The sequence below is a fragment of the Mesorhizobium sp. M7A.F.Ca.CA.004.04.2.1 genome (genome assembly GCF_004022825.1).
Lineage (GTDB): Bacteria > Pseudomonadota > Alphaproteobacteria > Rhizobiales > Rhizobiaceae > Mesorhizobium.
Map to the genome: position 1 here is coordinate 1 of NZ_RZPH01001798.1, position 437 is coordinate 437.

At 66.1% G+C, this 437-nt stretch carries 1 protein-coding gene; it reads right to left on the bottom strand.

The window, feature by feature from the left end:
- Positions 1 to 13 precede the first annotated feature (13 nt).
- A complete protein-coding gene (locus EN893_RS37630; protein ID WP_127271505.1) occupies positions 14 to 406 on the bottom strand; it encodes an Mth938-like domain-containing protein in 393 nt (130 codons plus the stop codon).
- Positions 407 to 437: the final 31 nt, after the last annotated feature.

Here is a 437-nt window from a genome sequence, read left to right on the forward strand (position 1 = left end):
ATTCTGGGACATGTCAATCGACGGCGATGAGCGCGGCGGCCACGGCGCGCTCTTCCGCCAGAAGGACATTGTAGGTCCGTACCGCGGCACCGGTCGACATCGGGTCGGACGCAATGCCGGCAGCCTTCAGCGCGGCTCGCAGTGCGGCGGGCAATGGCCGGAGATCCCTGCCCATGCCGACCAGCAGGATCTCGACCTTGCCGGCCTCAGCCAGCAGCTTGTCGAAATCCGCCACCGTCAGCACCAGAGGATCAGCCGGTTCCCAGCCATGGATGCCGGATGGCAGGCACATGAGCGAACCGCGATGCGACATGTCGGCAAAGCGGAACCCGCCATTGCCATAGGCTTCGATCGGCGCGCGGCCCGGAAAATGCGCCTCGCGGATGACGATGCCTTTGCCGGTCACCGCTATACCCCTTCGGGGCGGCGCGTCAGGT